Origin of the sequence: Solidesulfovibrio sp. C21 (genome assembly GCF_047785625.1) — a bacterium.
Lineage (GTDB): Bacteria > Desulfobacterota > Desulfovibrionia > Desulfovibrionales > Desulfovibrionaceae > Solidesulfovibrio.
Genome location: NZ_JBLODY010000002.1, coordinates 23566 through 39784 on the forward strand (window position 1 = coordinate 23566; position 16219 = coordinate 39784).

The 16219-nt window shown below is 61.2% G+C and carries 31 protein-coding genes; 21 read left to right on the forward strand and 10 right to left on the reverse strand.

The window, feature by feature from the left end; translation table 11 throughout:
- The first annotated feature begins 132 nt into the window (after positions 1-132).
- From ACMZ6R_RS00740 to ACMZ6R_RS00795, 12 genes are all read left to right on the forward strand, one after another.
- Positions 133-819 (forward strand): hypothetical protein, encoded by a 687-nt coding sequence (locus ACMZ6R_RS00740; protein WP_416108749.1) that lies wholly within the window; start codon positions 133-135, stop codon positions 817-819.
- A complete protein-coding gene (locus tag ACMZ6R_RS00745) occupies positions 816-1592 on the forward strand; it encodes a hypothetical protein (RefSeq protein WP_416108750.1) in 777 nt (258 codons plus the stop codon). Before ACMZ6R_RS00740 ends, ACMZ6R_RS00745 begins: the two co-directional genes overlap by 4 nt.
- 41 nt (positions 1593-1633) lie before the next feature.
- The gene (locus tag ACMZ6R_RS00750; RefSeq protein WP_416108936.1) at positions 1634-2698 is read left to right on the forward strand and encodes a DNA-methyltransferase; all 1065 of its coding nucleotides are present in this window, start codon (positions 1634-1636) and stop codon (positions 2696-2698) included.
- Positions 2653-3057 carry a hypothetical protein gene (locus ACMZ6R_RS00755; protein WP_416108751.1) on the forward strand — a complete coding sequence of 135 codons (405 nt, stop codon included), beginning with the start codon at positions 2653-2655 and terminating at the stop codon, positions 3055-3057. The genes ACMZ6R_RS00750 and ACMZ6R_RS00755 overlap by 46 nt, the downstream gene beginning before the upstream one ends.
- Positions 3054-3701, forward strand: coding sequence for an MmcB family DNA repair protein (locus ACMZ6R_RS00760; protein WP_416108753.1), 648 nt, complete (start codon positions 3054-3056; stop codon positions 3699-3701). Before ACMZ6R_RS00755 ends, ACMZ6R_RS00760 begins: the two co-directional genes overlap by 4 nt.
- Positions 3698-3925, forward strand: coding sequence for a hypothetical protein (locus tag ACMZ6R_RS00765; protein ID WP_416108754.1), 228 nt, complete (start codon positions 3698-3700; stop codon positions 3923-3925). The genes ACMZ6R_RS00760 and ACMZ6R_RS00765 overlap by 4 nt, the downstream gene beginning before the upstream one ends.
- A gap of 2 nt (positions 3926-3927) precedes the next feature.
- Positions 3928-4965: a hypothetical protein gene (locus tag ACMZ6R_RS00770; RefSeq protein WP_416108755.1), complete on the forward strand. Its 1038-nt coding sequence runs from the start codon at positions 3928-3930 to the stop codon at positions 4963-4965.
- Positions 4895-5263: a hypothetical protein gene (locus ACMZ6R_RS00775; RefSeq protein WP_416108757.1), complete on the forward strand. Its 369-nt coding sequence runs from the start codon at positions 4895-4897 to the stop codon at positions 5261-5263. The genes ACMZ6R_RS00770 and ACMZ6R_RS00775 overlap by 71 nt, the downstream gene beginning before the upstream one ends.
- A gap of 169 nt (positions 5264-5432) precedes the next feature.
- Entirely contained in the window at positions 5433-5903 is a 471-nt protein-coding gene (locus ACMZ6R_RS00780) for a single-stranded DNA-binding protein (protein ID WP_416108759.1), read from the forward strand.
- 63 nt (positions 5904-5966) lie between these two features.
- Positions 5967-6392 carry a MucR family transcriptional regulator gene (locus ACMZ6R_RS00785; RefSeq protein ID WP_416108938.1) on the forward strand — a complete coding sequence of 142 codons (426 nt, stop codon included), beginning with the start codon at positions 5967-5969 and terminating at the stop codon, positions 6390-6392.
- 53 nt (positions 6393-6445) lie between these two features.
- The gene (locus ACMZ6R_RS00790) at positions 6446-7294 is read left to right on the forward strand and encodes a minor capsid protein (protein ID WP_416108761.1); all 849 of its coding nucleotides are present in this window, start codon (positions 6446-6448) and stop codon (positions 7292-7294) included.
- Entirely contained in the window at positions 7281-7535 is a 255-nt protein-coding gene (locus tag ACMZ6R_RS00795) for a hypothetical protein (RefSeq protein ID WP_416108763.1), read from the forward strand. The genes ACMZ6R_RS00790 and ACMZ6R_RS00795 overlap by 14 nt, the downstream gene beginning before the upstream one ends.
- Before the next feature lie 7 nt (positions 7536-7542).
- On the opposite strand, the gene ACMZ6R_RS00800 is transcribed toward ACMZ6R_RS00795, so the two are convergent.
- The 10 genes from ACMZ6R_RS00800 to ACMZ6R_RS00845 form a co-directional block, all read right to left on the reverse strand.
- On the reverse strand, positions 7543-7668 hold the full coding sequence (locus ACMZ6R_RS00800; protein WP_416108765.1) for a hypothetical protein: 126 nt from the start codon (positions 7666-7668) through the stop codon (positions 7543-7545).
- Entirely contained in the window at positions 7665-8129 is a 465-nt protein-coding gene (locus ACMZ6R_RS00805; protein WP_416108767.1) for a hypothetical protein, read from the reverse strand. The genes ACMZ6R_RS00800 and ACMZ6R_RS00805 overlap by 4 nt, the downstream gene beginning before the upstream one ends.
- A gap of 2 nt (positions 8130-8131) precedes the next feature.
- Positions 8132-8497 (reverse strand): hypothetical protein, encoded by a 366-nt coding sequence (locus ACMZ6R_RS00810; RefSeq protein ID WP_416108769.1) that lies wholly within the window; start codon positions 8495-8497, stop codon positions 8132-8134.
- A 34-nt stretch (positions 8498-8531) separates the two neighbouring features.
- Positions 8532-8819, reverse strand: a complete 288-nt coding sequence (locus ACMZ6R_RS00815) for a helix-turn-helix domain-containing protein (protein WP_416108770.1) — start codon at positions 8817-8819, stop codon at positions 8532-8534.
- Positions 8820-8853: 34 nt separating this feature from the next.
- Positions 8854-9090 (reverse strand): type II toxin-antitoxin system RelE family toxin, encoded by a 237-nt coding sequence (locus ACMZ6R_RS00820; RefSeq protein WP_416108771.1) that lies wholly within the window; start codon positions 9088-9090, stop codon positions 8854-8856.
- A 73-nt stretch (positions 9091-9163) separates the two neighbouring features.
- Positions 9164-9604 carry a hypothetical protein gene (locus ACMZ6R_RS00825; RefSeq protein WP_416108772.1) on the reverse strand — a complete coding sequence of 147 codons (441 nt, stop codon included), beginning with the start codon at positions 9602-9604 and terminating at the stop codon, positions 9164-9166.
- Between the two features lies 1 nt (position 9605).
- Positions 9606-9863: a hypothetical protein gene (locus tag ACMZ6R_RS00830; protein WP_416108774.1), complete on the reverse strand. Its 258-nt coding sequence runs from the start codon at positions 9861-9863 to the stop codon at positions 9606-9608.
- A 10-nt stretch (positions 9864-9873) separates the two neighbouring features.
- Positions 9874-10116, reverse strand: a complete 243-nt coding sequence (locus ACMZ6R_RS00835) for a hypothetical protein (RefSeq protein ID WP_416108775.1) — start codon at positions 10114-10116, stop codon at positions 9874-9876.
- 55 nt (positions 10117-10171) lie between these two features.
- Entirely contained in the window at positions 10172-10984 is an 813-nt protein-coding gene (locus ACMZ6R_RS00840) for a DUF932 domain-containing protein (protein ID WP_156955658.1), read from the reverse strand.
- Between the two features lie 87 nt (positions 10985-11071).
- On the reverse strand, positions 11072-11563 hold the full coding sequence (locus tag ACMZ6R_RS00845) for a hypothetical protein (protein WP_416108776.1): 492 nt from the start codon (positions 11561-11563) through the stop codon (positions 11072-11074).
- 80 nt (positions 11564-11643) lie between these two features.
- Here ACMZ6R_RS00845 and ACMZ6R_RS00850 point away from each other — a divergent pair, with 80 nt between their 5' ends.
- Genes ACMZ6R_RS00850 through ACMZ6R_RS00890 form a run of 9 tightly spaced genes read left to right on the forward strand, consistent with a single transcriptional unit; the run spans position 11644 to position 16172 of the window.
- Positions 11644-12342, forward strand: coding sequence for a hypothetical protein (locus ACMZ6R_RS00850; protein WP_416108778.1), 699 nt, complete (start codon positions 11644-11646; stop codon positions 12340-12342).
- 26 nt (positions 12343-12368) lie between these two features.
- Complete coding sequence (locus tag ACMZ6R_RS00855) at positions 12369-13301, forward strand: hypothetical protein (RefSeq protein ID WP_416108780.1); 933 nt, start codon at positions 12369-12371, stop codon at positions 13299-13301.
- A gap of 40 nt (positions 13302-13341) precedes the next feature.
- Positions 13342-13656, forward strand: coding sequence for a hypothetical protein (locus tag ACMZ6R_RS00860; protein WP_416108782.1), 315 nt, complete (start codon positions 13342-13344; stop codon positions 13654-13656).
- 3 nt (positions 13657-13659) lie between these two features.
- Positions 13660-14205, forward strand: a complete 546-nt coding sequence (locus tag ACMZ6R_RS00865) for a DnaT-like ssDNA-binding protein (protein ID WP_416108784.1) — start codon at positions 13660-13662, stop codon at positions 14203-14205.
- A 2-nt stretch (positions 14206-14207) separates the two neighbouring features.
- Entirely contained in the window at positions 14208-14579 is a 372-nt protein-coding gene (locus ACMZ6R_RS00870) for a hypothetical protein (RefSeq protein ID WP_416108786.1), read from the forward strand.
- A 3-nt stretch (positions 14580-14582) separates the two neighbouring features.
- Positions 14583-15158 (forward strand): hypothetical protein, encoded by a 576-nt coding sequence (locus tag ACMZ6R_RS00875; protein ID WP_416108787.1) that lies wholly within the window; start codon positions 14583-14585, stop codon positions 15156-15158.
- A gap of 2 nt (positions 15159-15160) precedes the next feature.
- A complete protein-coding gene (locus tag ACMZ6R_RS00880; RefSeq protein WP_416108789.1) occupies positions 15161-15595 on the forward strand; it encodes a hypothetical protein in 435 nt (144 codons plus the stop codon).
- Between the two features lie 23 nt (positions 15596-15618).
- Entirely contained in the window at positions 15619-15786 is a 168-nt protein-coding gene (locus tag ACMZ6R_RS00885) for a hypothetical protein (protein ID WP_416108791.1), read from the forward strand.
- On the forward strand, positions 15783-16172 hold the full coding sequence (locus tag ACMZ6R_RS00890; protein ID WP_416108792.1) for a phage tail terminator-like protein: 390 nt from the start codon (positions 15783-15785) through the stop codon (positions 16170-16172). The genes ACMZ6R_RS00885 and ACMZ6R_RS00890 overlap by 4 nt, the downstream gene beginning before the upstream one ends.
- Positions 16173-16219: the final 47 nt, after the last annotated feature.

Below are 16219 nucleotides of genomic sequence, written 5' to 3' on the forward strand. Positions count from 1 at the left end.
AAGACCTCGACGCCGCCCCACATCGGGGCGTACTTTTTCATGGACCTGGGGTCAACGCCAAGGAATGCGGCCAAATCCTCCGGCAGAACTGGTCGGCCAAAAGCCTCCACCAGCTCATCCAGGGTCATCGGGTTGATGCGCATAACCTTATTCCTTCCTTACCGGATCGATTTCGAGAGCGATACACTCGTCGCCCATGCCTTGCGCGGTGAGGCCTTTGACGCTTCCGAGGATGGCACGGGGCGCGGGACGCCGCTGGTGCCGGTCTGCTTTGACACCACACAAATAACATCCCGGGTGAACCGGTCAAATCCCAAGGCCGGCGACCCTTGCCATTCTCTGGCGCGCGGAGCTCATCCGCCGGCTATCGCCTTCCCGGCCAGGCTGTCCGGAACGCAATGTGCCAGCGTCGAAAACCTTTGCCCCTCGCTCGGGGCAATCAATCCCACGGCCGTTGCTGTTTCCCTGCGCGGACGCAACGGCGGCGCCACGGCGGAACTGTCAGGAGACTGCTGCCCATCCATGAGGGCCAGCAAAGGCGGCGGAGATAAGCCCCATGTCCTGACGCATAAGGCCGTACGTCGACTCATGCCCGTGGAGTGCGAGAGGCTTATGGGCCTGGAGGACGGCTACACGGCCTGGGGCATCGACGACGATGGCCGACGTATCGAATTGGCTGACGGTCCCCGCTACAAGATTATCGGCAATGGCGTCGGGAAGCCCCATACTGTGTGGTTTGGTACCCGTGCCGCCGCTGATCTTCGGGAGAGTGGCCGCGCGAACAGCGCGGATATGGCCGTTTGCGAGGTCGCGTCATGACCAGCGCAGACGTCCGCACAGCTTTGCGCACCCGCTTCACTTCTCCCGAATGGGCGCTTTTCTTTGAGGTTGGAGACGGGACAGGTGCAAACCAGCGGCGGTGGGCCGACGCCGTGGCTATGAACCTGTGGCCGTCACGGGGCCTGGGCCTGCATGGGTTCGAGATCAAGGTCAGCCGGTCGGACTGGCGCGCGGAGATGAAGAACCCCGCCAAGGCGGAGGCGGTCTCCCAGTATTGCGATTACTGGTGGATTGTGGCCCCAGCCGGGATTGTCCCAAGGGAAGAGTTGCCCGACACGTGGGGACTCTTTGAGGTTGGCCAAACGGGAAAGCTCAAACAGGTGGTCTCCGCTCCCCAGCGGGAGGCCAAGCCTGTGGGCCGGCCGTTTATGGCCGCGCTCCTGCGCCGCGCCGGACAGGTGGACGAAGAGGGCATCCGCAAGGCCGTGATGATTGAGACTGCCAAGATCAGGGACCAGCATAAGAAAGAGGTTGATCGGCAGGTAGAACGGCAAGTTGAGCGATACAGCCGCGTGGTTGAGCGGGCGAACGAAATTAAGGACTTGTGCGGCATCGACCTCCTGCATTGGACGCCAACGGAAGAAATTTCGTCCGCCATAAAATTCGTTTTAACGGCTGGAGCCGCCAATTCCTATGGCGGAATCGACCGCATCAGGAACAGCTTACGCCGTGCTCTGGAACAGATGGATCAAGCTGTTGAAGAAGCGCAGGGCCAGAGGGAAGCTGTTGAAACCATGGGGGTGGCGGGTTGACCAGCCGCATCTACCAGGGCGATTCCCTGGAGGTCCTCCGCATGTTGCCGGCAGAGTCCGTGCACTGCGTGGTCACGTCGCCCCCGTATTGGGGCCTGCGGGACTACGGCGTGGATGGGCAACTCGGGCTGGAGGAGTGCGTGGACTGCGGCTGGCACGGCACGCCGGCCGCCTTCCGGTCGGTCCTGGCCACCCAGGGAGTCGGGCCCTGCGGGTCCTGTTTCGTTTGCCATATGGTCGCCGTGTTCTCCGAGGTGCGGCGGGTCTTGAGGTCGGACGGCACCCTCTGGCTCAACATGGGCGACGGCTACGCCGGCTCTTGGGGGGCCCAGGGCCGGCAGGGGAAGTCAGGCATCCTGGCCGGCCGCAACGCCTGTGCCGCTCGGCAGATAGCCGCGGCCGCCAAGCGCACGACTGGAACCGGCCAGGGCAAGACGCCCGGCCTCAAGCCGAAGGACATGATCGCCCAACCCTGGCGTCTTGCCCTGGCCCTGCAGGCCTCCGGCTGGTGGCTTCGGTCGGACATTATTTGGCACAAACTAAATCCGATGCCCGAGGCGGTCAAAGACAGGCCAACGTCTGCGCATGAGCATATTTTTCTATTCTCAAAATCTCAAAAATACCACTACGACGCCGACGCGGTAAAATATGACTGTACAAGGACAGCGCACGCTGGGCGGACTGACGGTAAAATTGGTCCGATGTATGAAGATGGAATAGGAAAAGGATTTAACAACAGGGCGGGAACGTGGCGAAACACCTATGTTGCGACAAAGGCTAACCTTAGGAACGTCTGGCCTGTCGTCGCAAGCGGCTTTAAAGAAGCCCATTTCGCCACTTTTCCCCCGGCCTTGGTCGAACCCTGCATCAAGGCCGGCTGTCCGCACGGCGGCACGGTCCTTGATCCGTTCTTCGGCTCGGGCACGGTTGGCCTGGTCGCCCGCCGTCTCGGCCGTCAGTTCGTCGGCATCGAGCTCTCACCGGAATACTGCCGCATGGCGGCCGCACGCATCGAACGGGAAACAGGCCTTTTCGGTCCGGTGGAGATTGTCCCTACACCGTGCGCAGGGCTCCAGATCACGACCCAGGAAGGAGCCGCATCATGACCTACGACCAATCTGCCCACATCACCGATCTGCAGACGCGAAACACGGAACTTGTCTCTAGGGTCCGCATCCTCGAACGCGCCCTAAGCGACAGGGGCCCGGGCCTCTCCGCTATTCTCCATGCCTACCACAAGGCCATCGCCAAGCACCCTGCCTTCCCAGCCAGTCCGGACGCCATCGGTGCGATCCTGGCCGAGGAACTGCTTGAGGTCTCCACGGCCGGGATGTTGGCCCTACAGGCCATCAACGACCACAGGGACGATGGGCGCAGCCTGGACGACGTCCGGCGCGAAATGGCCCATGTGGGGGTTGTGGTGCTGCGCGGCCTCGGGTGGCTGGCAGGGAGGATGGGATCATGATGGCCTGGACCCATGACGCACTCGCGGAGGACCTTGGATTATCCCTCGGCGTCCTGCCGTACCTCAATGTCGTACTTGGCTCTGCCTGGCTGTCGGCTCGGGATGAAAAAACGCCTCGCGCCGACGTGCTTGGCATCAAGCCGTCTTACACCCGGTTTTGCGTGGCCATCTACGAAATCAAGGTCACACGGCCTGACTTCCTTTCCGACATCCGGTCCGAAAAGTGGCGGTCCTACCTGCCTCATTGCCATCGCTTCTACTTCGCCACGCTCCCCGGCGTTTGCTCCAAAGACGACATCCCGGCCGAGGCCGGATGGATGGTCCGCACTGACAAGACCTGGACGACGCGCAAGGCGGCCAAGCCCCGGCCGATAGAAGTCCCGGTCGAGACCTTGCAGGCCCTTATTTTCGCGCGCCAGCGGCCGGGGTGCCGTGGGCGACGTCTGGAGGATGTGAAGCAGGTCCTCAAGGGAAACGACCATGATTGGTTTACCGGGCGTAGCAAGGCCTCTCGGGTCTTTGGGAAAGACGTCGCTAAACTGGTGTCCATGGTCGCTGCCTTGGGCGGCCCCAGACACGGTGGGTGGAAGAAGGGCTTCGAGCGCGCCATTGAACGTCTGAAAAAGCAAGGATGGGCCGCGTGACCATTCCCCGCTGCTCCGTCTGCGGCAAGCCCTGGACGGCCCACCTTAGCGTCGAGGGGACGTGCCGGCTCCATCTGGCCGCCGTTGACGCGCTCGTCAAAATCCTGGCCGTCTGTGACGCCTGGGGCGACGGCGGGCGCATGCACGAGGCCATCGTGCGGATCGGGGAGCGGGGATTGGACCGCGCCAGGATCCTGCAGGATGGGGAGTGGAGGTTGCCGTAAACATGAACACCGACATTCGCCTTTCCACAGAGTTTTGGGACCACCCTAAGACGGTCAAGCTTGAACGCAGACTTGGCCTTCAGGGACCAAAATCACTTCAGATCCTTTGGATGTGGACGGCCAAAAACCACCCCGACGGACGACTTGAAGGCGAAGATGTCGAGGGTATCGAGATCGCCGCGAAGTGGCCCGGTAACGAATCAACGTTCGTTGAAACGTTAGTTTCGTTGCGCTGGCTGGATCAGGACGGAGATACTTTTTGCCTACACGACTGGCGCGAACATAACGCCTGGGCCGCCGAAGCGGACAGCCGGAGCGACAAATCCAGGCTTTCGCGGATGGCGAAGACTCATCCAGATCTATACGCACGCCTCATTAAGGAAGGGAAACAAGGGGTTTCAAGGGATGAATACGAGTCGTTAACGACCGTTGAACGACCGTTGAACGGTCGTAAACGAACGCTTCAAGCCCAAGGCCCTTCTCCTTCTCCTGCCCCAATGGCTGAAGAAATAAAAAAGCCCCCCTACCCCCCGGAGGGGGGAGAAGCGGGAGTCGCTTTGCCTTCTTCCCGGGAGGATGACCCGGACGCCCAGCCAAACGCCAACGTTTCCGACCTCAACGAGTGCCTCATCGAATTTCAAGAAATTGCGGCCGTTTTCCAGGAGGCTGGCGGCTACGTGGACACCGTCCCCGCCTATAACGTGTTCCTGCCGATGCGATTCCGGTTTCCTCGGGACCGCGTCGTGGACGATATCACCGCTCGTGGCCAGTCCGACGCCTGGAAGCGCATGGACGTGCCCATGAACCTCTCGACGTACCTGGGCAAAAAGAAGTGGCTCGATCCAATCCCGAAGCCGAGGGAAAGAACCAGGGCCAGCCCCGCATCGACCAATCTCACCCCACGGCAGCAACAGACGGAAATGTTCAAGGGCATGGCCCGGGCACTGAAACAGGCGGATGGAGCAGAAAATGGCGAAAATTACGGTGGAAGACGTGTCGAAGGCGCTTTGCCGGCTGGCGCTGCATTACCGCGATCCTGATGTGAACCCGGAAACGCTACCGTTGCTTGCCGAGGACTACATCGAGGATCTTGGCGGGATGGAACAGGATATTTTCAAGCTGGCCGTTCCCGAGGCGCGCCGGTCTTGCCGTTTCTTCCCGAAGTCCTGCGACATCCTGGAAGCGTCGAAGCGGGTTGTGCCGACATATCGGGAACTTCCGGCCCTGCCAGCGCCATCGTTGAGTCCTGATGCCCAAGCCGAGAAAAATCGTGTCTGGGCCCGGAGGATCAAGGAGCTTTGCGCCGAGAAACGGTCACCGTGCATGGGGGTATCATGACCTCCCCTCTCCCCTGCTCTGTTTGCCCGTCCATCCCATGTGCGACCGGAGGCCAATGCAATGGCTCCGTGTATTGGGATGGCAAACGGAAGAAGGCTACGCCGCTGGTTGAGGTCGAGGACTGTAAATGGCGTGAAAAGTGCCGTAATTGGTACAGGAGGCAAAGATAATGGCCGGATCGTTGAACCGCGTTATGCTTATTGGGAGGCTTGGCCAGGACCCTAAATTGAGTTATACGCAGTCAGGACAAGCCGTGTGTTCTGCTTCGCTTGCGACTGACGAGGGATACAAAGACAAAGATGGCAACAAAGTCGAAAAAACGGAATGGCATAGGCTTCAATCCTGGGGGAGAACAGCCGAGTTGATGGCTAACAGCCTTAAGAAGGGGTCGCTCATTTACGTCGAGGGGAAGTTGCAGACAAGAAAATGGCAAGCCCAAGACGGAACAGATCGCTACACGACGGAAGTCGTCATACGCAACATGCAGTTTCTGGAATCTCGCGGCGCCGGTGGCGTGCCAGCCCCAAGGGACCAGGATGCGCCATCCGGCCGGCAGGCGTCGGGAGGCGGGAGGCAGGAGGAAGGTACGGGGCCGGCGTTCCCGAGCGAGGCCTCGGGAATGGACGACGTTCCGTTTTAGCAATAAAATCAACAAGTAAACCACAACCCGGCCTGACAGGGCCGGCAGGAGGACAAAATGGAAATAAACGAAGCGTTGCAGTCCGCGATTGAGATCGTTCGCGCCCAGGCGAGCGCCCGGCCTATGACCGAAGACGAAATCACCTCGATGATCAAGAACGTGGCCGCCGGCATCCAGGCTGCAGCCGCTGGCCACACGACGGGGAACGGTGACGGATACGAAGGCATGCTGCCGCCTGCCGTCGACCCCAAGAAGGCGATCACCGAAAGCGGCGTGGTCTGCCTGGAATGCGGCAAGAAATTCAAGATCCTCACCAAGAAGCATCTCGCCTCCCATGGCCTGACGCCCGAGTCCTACCGCGAGAAGTACGGCTACAAGAAGGGCACGGCCCTGGCCTGCAAGTCGCTGGTGCGGGAGCGGCGCAAGAAGATGAAGGGCATGAAGCTGTGGGAACGGCGCGGGAAGAAGGCCGAAGGCGAGAAGGCGTAGCCGATGCTCCAGGAGCGAATGTCCGCTCGGAGCTGACGCAGCAGTTCACCACCATGTCGGTCACGGTTGCGGCGCCCTCGATCACCGAGACCGTGGGCGCGCTGTCCGTGGCCGGACTGGCCAGGGGTGTGAACAACGTGGCGCTGTCGCCGGCACAACTCCGGACGTTCTTCCAGGAAACACCATTGGGCGGCCGGTTGATCCAGGAATGGGTGGACCGGAGCTTTGCCTGCAGCGTCCAGGGGCAGATTCGGCAGGCCATCAACGTGGGCGTGCTCCGGGGCGAGGGTTATCCCGGGCTGGTGCGGCGGGTCGAAGATGGCTTCGGGATGGCGCGGCAGGATGCGGTGACGTTGTGCAGGACGTTTGTGAGTTCGGCCAACAACCAAGCCCGGGACATGGTCTACCGGCAAAACGCCGACGTGGTCCGGGGCTGGAAGTGGATGACCGCAGGCGACAACCGCGTTTGCCCCATCTGTCTGGCTCTCCATGGCCGCGAGTTTAAGCTGGGGGAAGGCCCGGACACCCCGATTCACCCCCGTTGTCGCTGCATCCGCCTGCCGAAGACTATCACCTGGCGCGAGCTCGGCATTCCCATGGACGAGATGAAGCAGGAGCTTGACCGCTGGGTCATCCGGGGTCGGCGGGACTATGACGGCGAAATTCTGGTCAGGGGCGTGCATGAGGGTGGCAAGGACAAGACCTTGCGCGTGGGCCGCTATGCCACGGCCGACGACTGGTTTTCCGACCTCTCCGACACGGAGAAAGGGTCAACCAGCCTGGGCCCGGGGCGAGTGAAACTGCTTGAGGACGGCCGGATCAAGATGCAGGATCTTGTGGGGCCGGATTATCAGCCCAGAACTTTGAAGCAACTGGAGGCGCTTGCCAATGCCCACTCATGACGACCTCACCCGCAAACGTCTCGCCATCGCCGCGTTCCACAACGCCACGGCCGACCATCTGGAACGCCAAGCTGTGGGACTCTTCCGTCAGTCCGGCGCGTCCCGGGCGGCAGCGAACTATGCGGCGGTCATGCCGGCGGAAGAAGTCGAGAAGGTGTTTCCGCTGGTCATGGCCGCCATCGAGGAGACGAAGCGAGGGCAGCGGCTGGCGGGGATGGAGGTGGAGGGGAAGGTGTGTTGAGGGCTATTCAGCCTGGGGCGAACCAATGCTTCAGAACAAGGCCAATGCCGCCAAAGGCATTAAGGCTTGCCGCATAATAAAGCGCGCCGCTGACAATGCCTGCCAGCGCAAGAACCCACAAAAGTGCTTTCACTTCTCCATCCTCCTCATCCCCTCACAAATCCCCAACCCCGGAGCCGGCTCCATCCCCGCCGGCATATACTGCCGATATTGGTCCTTCGGCAAATCCTTCGGGCACTGGACGTTGTCGGTCGAAATGCCGGCCGCTGTCGCTTCTGGAATCGCCCCGGGCGGCATACTCGGGGTGACGACCACGTAGCCCATGTAGGCCCCGGAGGGGCCGTAGACGCTGGCGGATTGGGCGAAAGCCCACCCGCCCAACAGCGCCACCAGCAGCAACGCGCCCAGGATCGGCAGCAAGCACCCGACCGTCGTGCGGTTGTAGACCCGGTTGTACGCCGCTTTCTTCGGGTTCGTCAGCCAACCCCACCCACGCGGGGCCTTGAGGCCAAGGGAATGCCGAATGAACCGGGCCGGCGACGTGCGGGCAGCAATGCGCTTGCGAAGGGAGGGGGTGCGGAAGTCGAATTTCATGGTTATGACTTTTTGTCTTTTTTGTATGTTATCCTTATCGAATATTTAAAGTGGTTTGGGCATGAATCATAAGCATTACGCCCCTCATGCCCCATACATTGGCGCGTTTGGTCAACAAGCTCGGCTTTTTTAGAATCGGCCATAATGGAAATAATTTCTTCGATATTAAGGCCGCCATCATGGCACTTTTCATTGCAACATGGTATAATAGGTTGAATATCATGCACGCCAGTAAGTTTTTTTATGTCGCTTTCCCCCGGCTTTTGCACATAAACAAACCATGTTTGTTTATACTCAACTTCAACATTTTCGATGTCTGGATGGGCATTAGCAAAGGACGTCATTCTTCCTACTAATGGTGTCTTCATAGAGATCCTTTGGTAAAATACCTGCTAGGATAATTTACAACCTCAACTGTTCAGGCTCGATCCCAAACGCCTCGGCCAACCGCTGCCGCGTTGCATACCGAAGCCCGCCCTTACGCCGCTCCATCTGGCCATAAGCCGACTGCGTGATGCCCAGGCGCTTGGCCGCCTCTTCCTGAGTCAGGCCGAGGTGTTCGCGCCAGGCCCGGACAATCCCCTTGTCCTCGACAACGGCCAGTTCCACGACCTCGTGAGGGAGGATGACCTTCTCGTCGGGCTTCTCGCAGGCGGCCATGTACTGGTCATAGGGAACGAGCACATACATGGGGCTCCCGTCCGGGCCCATTATGATTTGATGCTCAGTAGGTGTGCTCATCACGCTTCTTTACCTCTTCGATCTGCACGATCACCGGAGCCTTGTTGGTGTCCACGGTGAATACCACCCGGTAGCGCCCCACGCGCAAGCGGTAATCGCTCCGGTTCGTCAGGGCCTTCACATTATGGCAATCCGGCCACATGGCCAGCCCTTTCACCGCCACGTTTACGGCTTGCTGATCGGGCTTCGCTAGCTTCTTGAATTGGCGGGCGGCCCGCATGGTCCATGTCACCGTTGCCATGGGTGTAAAGTATATAAAAGCATGTTTAGAGTCAAATAAAAAATTCTAAAAACTACTTACAATCCTTCTTGCCACCGCCCGCCGGTATCGGCCCAAGGAATGTCGTCCCGAGGAAAGACACCCCGGCAAATGTCCGCAACTCCCCTCTTGGCCTCCCCGCCTTGACCGGCTTCCACCGCTCGACCTCGCCCAGCGGTACGAAGTGCGTTTTGCCGACCTTGACCGCGTGAATGTAGTCCCGGGCAATCTGCTGCTGCACCGCCTGCCGGGTCAGGTCGAGAATCACGGCCACCCGGGTCACGGGGAGCATGCCGCCTTGGGGGCCTTCCGGCCAAGAAGCCAGGTAGTCCCGGCAGGTCCGGGCGTCGGCCAGCGTGGCGCACTCGTTGGCCTGCCATTCGGCGACCTTGTAGGCGGCCGGGCGTCCGTCTGGGCCGGGGGCGTCCGGCGCGATGCCGGAGCCCCCGAGAATCTTGGTGATAAGGTCGTGCATGCTAAAGGAACCCGTTTTGCTTCGCGTATTCAGAAAGGCTTTCGGCGGTCGGGAGGCATCCGAGAAACTCCCCGAGTTTGACCATGTTCCAACCGAAATATTCCGGGGGAGTATTCCCCGCCATAACCCAAGCCCAGGCGCCCAAACCATCGGCGCAAGCCAAAGCCTTGTCATGCTCGATATTGCCAGTTTTTTTAAACACTGGAGAGTCGGACAAAAGGATTGTCGGTGTGTAGAAAATTGACTTTTCCATTTCCATAACAAAATCCTTACAGCTTAAACTCGTTCATTTCTCTATGCCATCGGTCCGATTCGCTCTTATTCCCGATAAGCGCCGACTGGACTCGACACAAGGCGTCGATTGTGTCCACATGGTGCATTTCTACGCTTTGCAGGAACCGGACAACCTCTTCCGTCTTGCTATCATCTCCGCCCAGGGCGGCTATTGCCTTATACGCCCTGGCGTATTGCTTGCCAATGGCCTGCTTACTGTCGGCGTTGTGTGTGTGCATGGCCTATTTCTCCCTGGCCAGGGAGAGGTCGCCCCCTCCCCGGCCTTTTGGGTCGCTACGCGGCCTTGATCCGGCGCATTTCCTCGGCCAGGGTCCACAGGGCCTTGTTCAGCTTGCGGTCACCGTCCACCGAGTTCACGGCCGCCGCCCGGCGCGGTTTGCCATCGGCCCCTCGCACCTTAACGCCGCCCTTGAGAATGTTTTCCTGGGCCCGGTTGAGCACGTTCCACAGGTCGTTGCCCTTGTCGTCCCAGCGGCGCGGGCGCAGCAGGCTTTCCGGTTCCACGCGGGCTGTCGCCGCTTCCTCGGTCGGCCAGCGGAGTTCCCGGGCCGCTGTGGCGAAAGCCGCCTGCTCGCCCGGGGTCAGGGCCAGGGCGCGCATTTCGCGGGCAGCGTCCAGGGCGGCCGGCGCGTGTTCGATCACCTCGAAAGCGGCGTCGATCACGTCGTCCGGTCGGCCCGAGTGGCGAATGGAGACGGGCGGGCACAGATGGTCGCCAACCACCATGCCGTTGGTGCAAACCAGGCGGAAAATCCCCAGGTCAACCTTGAACGCGCTCCCCCGGTCGTGGCTGTTGGTCACGACGATTTCCGGGATGAGCGTCCCCAGGTCGTCCGGGGTCAGGCTACGCTCGAGCATGTCGCGGTGCCGGAACCGGAGCAGGTGCTTCGTGAAACCCTGCTTGCCCTCGATGCGGGTCCGGGACTGCATTGCGCGCACGGGCTCGAAGCCTTCCTGGCGCAACATCTCCACCACGGCCGAGGTCGGAACAAACACGTACCGCTCGGATACTTCGTCCCATGGGGTTTCCGCGAAAATCGCCGGGGCCATCCGCTCAAGTTGTTCGTTGCTCAGAGGGTAGGTCATTTCGTTCACCTCTTGCCTTTCGGCGGTTGCGGGCCTACCCTCTTCTTTGCTCGAGATCGGGGTAAGCCCTGGTTTCACTTTCAGCCCCTACCGGTTGCCGCCGGTGGGGGCTTTTGCTTTCCTTGGTCTGTTCATCATTGCAATGATTGCGTAATCCCCCCAAGCCGGCACACGCTCCCTAACTCGGCGCTCCGGGGCGGGCACCCCAGTCATGCGCCTCGCCTTGGCAATAGTCACAAACCCGTGCCCCTTGATCCAAAACCCGCCTTTGCCATGTAGAACCGGCATCCCGGTTGCCTTTTCTAGCGCGTCCATCAACACCCTGGTCGAATCGCGCATTCTCTTTCTCCTTTGCTTGTCCGGCGGGCCATTCCCGCCCCGTTGGTAATACAATATCAATGTAAAAACTTTTGTCAATAGTTTTTTATTACCCACCAAAGAAAATTTCATTTCCGCCCCTTCCTTCCCTCGCTTTTTCGCATCCCCATGATGGCCCATGCGCGGCCCGGCCCCTAGCATTGGACAAGAAATCGCCAAGCCCGAGCAAATTTTCTCACGCAGGGGGCGGCGCGTGTCCATGGCGGCTCATAGCGTGGGTCGCATCTGCAAAGCAGCCGCGCGGCGTGATGCCCGCGACTTGATCCGGGAGGGATCGAAAAATGGCGTTAAAACTCGTGCTGGATACCCTGGACGGCCTCGAAGAGGGCCAAAAGGCGCTTTACGTCGAGAAAGACGGGAAGTTTCACCTCGACGTGGACGGCCTGGAGGACACCTCCGGCCTCAAGTCGGCCCTGCAAAAGGAGCGCGACCGCGCCCGCGACTTCGAGAAGAAGCTGGCAGGGCTCAAAGACCTGGACCCCGAGGAATACGCCCGGCTGAAGAAGGAAGCCGAAGAACGGGCCACCAAGCAGATGGAGGAAAAGGGCGAGTTCGACAAACTCCGCGAGAAGTGGCGCGCCGACCAGGAAAAGAAAGAGGCCGAGTTCAAGGGCAAGCTGGCCGAAAAGGACGCCCTGCTTCGCAAGCTCCATCTTGACCGCGAGGTTCGTGACGCTGCTCTCAAGTCCGGCGTCCTGTCTGACGAGATCGAGGACGTCATGGTCGTCACTGCTCCTCGTTTCCGCATGGAAGAAGACGGGGGAATCACCGTACTGGGAAAGGACGGCCAGCCATCCCCCGACGATCTGAGCACCTTCTTTGCCAAGACCTATAAGGAAGAGCGCCCGAAGCGCTATGCGCCCACCGGCGCTTCCGGGGGCGGCGCGCAGCCGCCCAAGGGCCCCGGGGCCACAAACACCGAAAACATGTCGAGCGTGGACAAGATCGCCGCCGGCCTCAAGGCGGCCGGGATGGCGTAGCCCGCTCGCGCTAAGGAGATCGCCACATGGCCACCCAGACGCTTGCCGAAGCGAAAAAGCTCATCAACAACCAGATCGTGGTGGGCGTGGTCGAGGACATCATCTCGATCAACCCGTGGTTTTCCCTGCTCCCCTTCACCGGCTACGACGGGCAGGCCATCATCGTGAACCGCGAGGATGCCCTCGGGGATGCCGGGTTTTACGCCGTTGGCGCGGACATCACCAACAAGGCCGCCGCGACGTTCAACCAGGCCGTTTTTTCCGCCACCAAGATCATTGGTGACGCCGAGATGGACGGCCTCGTCCAAGCGCAGTCGCAGTCGGCCGGCGTCAACCAGGTCGCCCTCGAAATCAGCTCCAAGGGCAAAAGCATCGGCCGTCTGTTTCAGACCGGCATGGCCACCGGCACCGGCGTTTCCCCGGCCATGAACTCCCTGCATTCCATGTGCGACTCCGAGCAGTACACCACGGCCAGCACTGGCCAAGCCATCGCTTTCGCCCTGCTGGACGAGCTCCTTGACCTCGTGAAGTCCAAGGACGGCCAAGTGGACTGGATCATGATGGCCCCGCGCACCATGCGCAGTTACAAGACCCTGCTCCGCTCCTTGGGGGGCACCGCCGCTGACTGGGTCGTGACGCTGCCGGACGGCCGCACCACCATCGGCTACGAAGGCATTCCGATCTTCAAGAACGAGTACCTGTCCGTCGCGGAGACCGCCAACGGCGCGGCCCTGACCGGCGGCGCGCTGACCTCCGTGTGGGCCGGGAACTTCGACGACGGCACCCAGAAGATCGGCGTGTCTGGCATCCATCCGAACGGCGTTCCCGCCGGCATCCAGGTCGAGCCCATCGGCGCGCAGGAGACGAAGGACTCCAAGATCTTCCGCGTGAAGCAGTACGCCAACTTCGCCAGCTTCAACCGGCGCGGCCTTGCCCGCCTCACCTCGATCAACGACTAGACCGCCTGGGCCGCTTCGGCGGCCCCTTCCCGGGGGAATTATGAAAGTCACGATGAACGGCCGCAAGTCCAACGCCGACGTCGGCACCACCGTGAGCCATTTTGGCCACACGTTCGTCGTCCAGGAAGACAAGACCCTGGTCGCCGAGATTGACGAAAAGATGGCCGAAATCGAAGTGGCGTCCGGCCGCTTGTCCAAAGTTGAGGGAGCCGAGCCCACGTCCAAGGTCTTGACCGACATGAAGTTGGACGAGCTCCGGGCCTACGCCAAGGAGCGCGGCATCACCATCGGAGCCGACAACACCACCAAGGACGCCATCCTGGCCGTGATCCAGGCCGCCGAGGCCAAGGCATAACCCATGGCTCTGGTTGTCGAGACAGGCGCAGGGGTGACGGGGGCGCAGACGTTGGCCGACACGGCCTACGCCGACGCCTATTTCACGCTCCGCGCAATATCGGACTGGACGGGAGAGGATGCCGCCAAAGAGGCCGCCCTGGTTCGCGCCATGGGCTACCTCTGGGGGCTCTCCTGGCTTGGTGCGCCTGTCAAATACAACCAGCCGCTTTGCTGGCCCCGGGTTGGCGTTCCGATCAACCAGGGATGCACCCGCAGCTATTACCAAGATGGCTTTCTCATGGGTCAGACCTACACCGGTTACTGGCCTTCCAACGAAATCCCCGACGCCATCCTCCAGGCCCAATGCGAGGCCGCCCTGCGCTACCTCGCCGGCACGGACATGCTGCCGGACCTGGCCCGGGGCGGGCAGATCGTCATGAAGCGCGTGGACATCATCACCACACAGTACGCCAGTGGCGCACCGGCCGGGACGCGGTTTCAGGCGGTCGAGGCGTTGCTGCGGCCATTCCTAAAGTCGAGCGCCAGCGTGGATCTGGTGAGGGGATGAACATGACCACATACAAACCGGTCGCCCTCAAGTCCTACCACGGCTTCGAGAACAAATTCCGAAGCGGGAGCAGGGTGTGGCTTGTCTCCATTCTGATCGACCGGACCAAGACGCTCAAACCTTTCGATCTCCCGCTTGTGGCGCTTTTCGTCGGCCAGCACGTTTGGAACCCGATCGAGTCGGCCGTTGATCTTGCCGCGCACATGAAGCGGGTCATGGCCGCCGACATGAATTGCCCCATCATCCTCGACGCCGAGGGCTTTGTCATGGATGGCTGGCACCGGATCACCCGGGCACTTGTCGAGGGACGCGCCACCATCAAGGCCGTGCGGTTCGATGAGACGCCGCCGTGCGACTTCGTGGAGTCGGAGTAGGCCATGGACTACGCAGCCGAAGCCGCCGCCATCCTCCCCGACTTCGCCGAAAACGGCCAAGCCATCACCATCCGCCGGCCCGTGGTCGAGCGCTACAACCCTGTGAGCGGCGAGAACGAAACGCCGTCCGCTGCCCTGGCCGCTTCGGTCACGGCCGCCGACACGTCCATTCCCTTGGCGAACCTGTCCGGCACATGGGCCGTCACCAACGGCGTCGTCACCCTCGGCGATGAAACCATCTTTTATGCGGCCCTGGATGGAACGACGCTGACCGGATGTACCCGCGGCTATCGTGGCACCATGCCAGCCGACGCCGAATCAGGGGCGGCGGCCTCGCTCGTCGCCCAGGACTTCCCGGGCTACGCCATGGCCAGCGGCTACCGCGCCGCCCTTGTGGATGGCACGCGCATTAAGTCCGGCGACCAGCAATTCACCGTCGCCGCGTCCGGCCTCGGCGTCTCGCCGGGCACCACGGACAAACTGCTCGATGCCGCCGGCGTCGAATGGAGCATCGTGACCAGCCAGGCCGTGGCCCCGGGCGGCGTGCCCCTGCTCTACCGTGTCCAGGGGAGGCAGTAGCCATGGGCATGGGCTTTGACAACGTTTCCCGGAACGCGGCCGAGTTTTCCACCTGGCTGAACGCCGTAGGCGAGGAATACGAGCAGAATTTCGACAAGCTGGTCCGCAAGGTCCTGTTCGACCTCTGGCGCATGGTGGCCGAGGGCACGCCGGTAGATACCGGCCGGGCCCGCGCTTCCTGGGCTCTCGATACCGACTGGAGCGCGTGGCAACTGCCCGAGGGGGATTACCGGGAAGCTATCCAGGCGAACATTGGCGCGGCCATCTCCAAGCTTCCGCAGTCGGACCTGTACGTCCTCTACAACAACCTCGAATACATCGAGGCGCTTGAAGAAGGCCATTCGCAGCAGGCCCCCAGCGGATTCGTGGCCCTGGCCCTGGCCGCGATCACGGACAAGCTGCGCGAGGCCGCCAAGGCATTGGGGTTTGACGGATGAGGTTCTTTTCCTGGTTGCTTCCCTTGCTGGTCGTCCTCGCGGCAATGCGCTGGGGGTTTTGTGTTGGCGTCGATGTCGTTTTTTGGAAAATCTTTGATGAACAATTGACCTTTTTCCGAATCACTCGCCATGCTCTGGTCTTTTTATTTTTGATTTTTACAGCCGTTGCATGGCTCAAGGGGAAAGAATGACCCCTGACGCCATCTCCCAGGCCATTGAGGTCTACTTCGACGCCAACTGGACGGCCACGCCATTCACCTTCGGCAACTTGGACCCGGCGAACACCGTCCGGCCGTGGGTGTGCCTGTACGTTCTTCCTGGTCCGACAAGCGAGATGGAGCAGGGCGAAGACGGCGTCGACAAACGCGTTGGTGTGGTCAAGGTCCAGATTTTTACCCCGGCCGCCAAGGGTACACGGGCTGGGGATCGGATCGGCGGTCAGGTCGAAGCGCTTTTCCGAAAAAAGAACATCGGTGGTGTCATTTTTGAGAGGCCCTACACCAACACCAACGACGTGCGGGGCGCGGACCAGCAACACACAACCACCTGCCCATTCTGGGCGTTGGTCGGGGAGTGAGGCGATGGCGATGCCCCCGGGGTTCATCCGGCCAGGGCCCTTGCAGT